Source organism: Pseudolactococcus raffinolactis NBRC 100932, assembly GCF_001591765.1.
Classification (GTDB): Bacteria; Bacillota; Bacilli; order Lactobacillales; family Streptococcaceae; genus Pseudolactococcus; species Pseudolactococcus raffinolactis.
Genome location: NZ_BCVN01000070.1, coordinates 1 through 3,013, shown reverse-complemented (window position 1 = coordinate 3,013; position 3,013 = coordinate 1). Strand labels below are relative to the sequence as shown.

Here is a 3,013-nt window from a genome sequence, read left to right as displayed (position 1 = left end):
ATGATTTTTGTAGCCATAAAATGAAGCACTCCCCACAGGTAACAAGTAATCACTAAACAGTCAGATGTTGCAAGATGGACGTTCTTCCGATTTTGTATTTCGAGTGGAACGCTTGTTTGATAAATCGCTTCAATGCTTGTCAGTAAATAAACAAAAACTTTTGTAAGTGTGCTATTATAAGTCATATAGGTCGTGCGCTTTCTAATGCTTAGTGCTTTAAGATTAGGATAGCACGACTTATATATTTTTCAATGAAATCAACTAGCAATTCGGGTATACTAGATATAATTGAGTATCAAAAAGAGCAGATAAAAGATTTACAAAACACTAAAGATGAACAATTTAAACAATTAAGTAATATGCAAAATCTTTTAGACCAACAACAACGTCAAGCCTTACAGGATAAAAAAGTACTAGAAGAGTATAAATCAGAAATCAATGAATGTATCACTGCCATATCATTGAGCACGAAGATGGCGGCATGATGGCACAGATTGAAACATTCGATCCAGCCAAGCCAAAGCAAGAATATAAATTGATGGATATGGATACGTTAATGATGGCCTTGGCTAAAGAACGTGGCGTCAAACCATCTGAGATTTGGATGGGCGGTATGCAGTCTTATGAAAAAATGGGAATGAAAATGTAAACGTCCCACAATACTAATATAGAAAAAGATGATTTTAATATGCACTCTCCAACGATCAAACATCGCGGGGCTTTTGTCGCCACGTTACTGACAGGTACCTTTTCGATGTCAATTTCTCAGTCTTCTTTAAGCACCGCTTATCCTGCTTTTATGAAAGCTTTTGGTTTAGGAGCGGATACAGTTGCTTGGCTGACAACCGGCTTTATGTTGGTGATGACCTTGATGATTCCGGTTAGCCCATGGCTGTTGCATAATGTTACTTTCCAACGGCTTTTCCAAGCGATTGAACTCATTTTTGCCATTGGGACAGGCTTATGTATCTGGGCACCGAGTTTTACCGTGCTCATGATTGGCCGGTTGCTTGAAGCGATTGCGGTCGGGATTATTTTCCCGAGTTTCCAGACCGTGTTGCTGACGATTACGCCGCATAGTGAGCGTGGTCGGGTGATGGGCACGGCGGGATTGGTCATGGGCTCAGCCTTGGCAGTCGGTCCGATTATTTCCGGTGTTTTGCTGACATGGTTCCCTTGGCAGGCTTTATTCTTGTTCTTCTTGGTCGTTTCGCTGCTTGTGCTGGCCGTTTCAACGGTGACCATTGCGTCTGTCATGCCATTGCAACCGACGCAACTGGACTGGGTGTCCTTCCTTTTATCCGCAAGTTTTCCAATTCTACTTTATGCCTTGGGTGCTTTGTCGAAAAAAGGCTTAACTGTTGGCGTGGTTGGTTTGTTGATTTTAGGCGTTCTGGCAGCTGGTATTTTCGTTGTTCGGCAATTGAATCGCCAACCACCAATGTTGCAAATGCGAGTTTTTGCCACTGGTATGTTTACTAAAGCGGTGTTTCTGACCGGAATTTCATACGTCGGTTTGATTGTCACCACTATCCTGATGCCGCTTTACTTTCAAACGCTACTTGGTTTGTCACCGTTGATTTCTGGCTTGTCCTTAGTGCCAGCTGCGGTGTTGCTGAGTATTTTGAATCCAATTAGCGGGCGCCTACTGGATCGCTTTGGACCGCGTGTCGTGGCCATGATTGGCATGTTGTTGATTACTGGCGGCTTTGGTCTGTTAGCAGTCTTTGCCCATCATTTACCGCTGATTGGGGCAATTATGTTGGCGATGGCGACTGAAGCCGGCAATGCCTTTGTGATGATGCCTTCAGTGACGGCTGGCGTGAATGCTTTGCCGAATGAGCTCGTGGCAGACGGCACTGCGGTTACAACGACGGCTCGTCAGTTATTCGGTTCTGCCGGTGTCATGTTCGCCACAGTGTTGTTGGATGGCATACAAACCACGCTGCGAAGTCATGCTGGCGGTTTTGCTGTTACCTTCGCTGTGTTTGCTGGCGTGGGCCTGATTGGCTTGCTGTTGGCGTTGACGTTACCAAAGGAAGTCGCGAAGAAAGCGGTATAGCTGCGAATTCGTGCTTTGCATCTACAAAAATGATCGCCTACCAAAAAGTAGACGGTCATTTTTGTTGCAACTAAGTATGCTTGACTGGGTACTTAGCCGCAAAAGATCAGGAGAGAAGCATCGCGATTAGGAAAGGAGGGCAACACGGTTGTTTTAGTCAACAAAGACCAGCTCGATAGTTTCATCTTCCGGTTTGATGTTGACAGATAAATGACGATTAAGGTCGGCCACCAGTTTGCGTGCGAAGGCCATCTTCTCGACGAATTCGGTCATGTGCGAAGTAAACGGGACGCTTTGGTAATTAAAGTTTTCGCCGATATAGCCCGGATCAGTCACGTAGCGCAAGTTGTTTTCGTCGTGGCGACCGCCCGGTTTCAGGACGGTATCCAAATACTGATAGAGAATCGTTGGATCGTAGTTCAGCGGCTTATCAAGGGTCGTGGAAAGCTTGTAGCCGGTTGCTTGACCAACGAATTGTTCGTTGATTTGGACTTGGGTAAGGCTTTTATACAATTTCAGGTTCTGTTGCAAAGTTTAAAAATCAAATACAAGGTTTATAATCCTTCTTGTTCTTAAGCTAATATTCCCATTAAGACCTTAATCTCAGTAGATACCGAAAATCCGAAGAGCGTTCCATTTCTTCGGTTCTTTTTGTATATTCCTCGAATTGTTTCCATGCACTTAATCGTGGTTGAGGCAGTTCGTAGACTTCGATAAAATTTATTGCGTCGTTTGATTGGTCGATGGTCTTGCTCAATGAGGTTATTGAGATACTTCACGGTTCGATGCTCTGTCTTAGTATATAAACCGTTACTCTGTAACTTTCTAAATGCAGAACCAATAGAGGGCGCTTTATCCGTGACAATTACTCTTGGTTGACCAAACTGTTTATGTAGTCGTTTCAAGAACGCATAAGCAGCTTGAGTATCCCGTTTCTTGCGTAGCCAGATG

Annotated in this window: 3 protein-coding genes and 3 pseudogenes; 3 read left to right on the top strand and 3 right to left on the bottom strand. The window is 44.1% G+C overall.

Annotated elements, in window-relative coordinates; genetic code table 11:
* Window positions 1-185: pseudogene (locus tag LRA01S_RS10860) on the bottom strand (IS982 family transposase); the annotation flags it as partial.
* A gap of 66 nt (window positions 186-251) precedes the next feature.
* Here LRA01S_RS10860 and LRA01S_RS10300 point away from each other — a divergent pair.
* The 3 genes and pseudogenes from LRA01S_RS10300 (at window position 252) to LRA01S_RS10295 (ending at window position 2,062) form a co-directional block, all read left to right on the top strand.
* Window positions 252-485: a hypothetical protein gene (locus tag LRA01S_RS10300; protein WP_239519109.1), complete on the top strand. Its 234-nt coding sequence runs from the start codon at window positions 252-254 to the stop codon at window positions 483-485.
* Window positions 443-649: pseudogene (locus tag LRA01S_RS10855) on the top strand (multicopper oxidase domain-containing protein); the annotation flags it as partial. The gene LRA01S_RS10300 and the pseudogene LRA01S_RS10855, both read left to right, overlap by 43 nt.
* A 39-nt stretch (window positions 650-688) precedes the next feature.
* Window positions 689-2,062 (top strand): MFS transporter, encoded by a 1,374-nt coding sequence (locus tag LRA01S_RS10295; RefSeq protein WP_061775523.1) that lies wholly within the window; start codon window positions 689-691, stop codon window positions 2,060-2,062.
* A 153-nt stretch (window positions 2,063-2,215) separates the two neighbouring features.
* Here the strand turns inward: LRA01S_RS10295 and LRA01S_RS11000 are convergent, their stop codons facing one another.
* Window positions 2,216-2,581 (bottom strand): hypothetical protein, encoded by a 366-nt coding sequence (locus LRA01S_RS11000; protein WP_061775524.1) that lies wholly within the window; start codon window positions 2,579-2,581, stop codon window positions 2,216-2,218.
* Between the two features lie 53 nt (window positions 2,582-2,634).
* Window positions 2,635-3,013: pseudogene (locus LRA01S_RS10285) on the bottom strand (IS6-like element ISS1A family transposase); the annotation flags it as partial.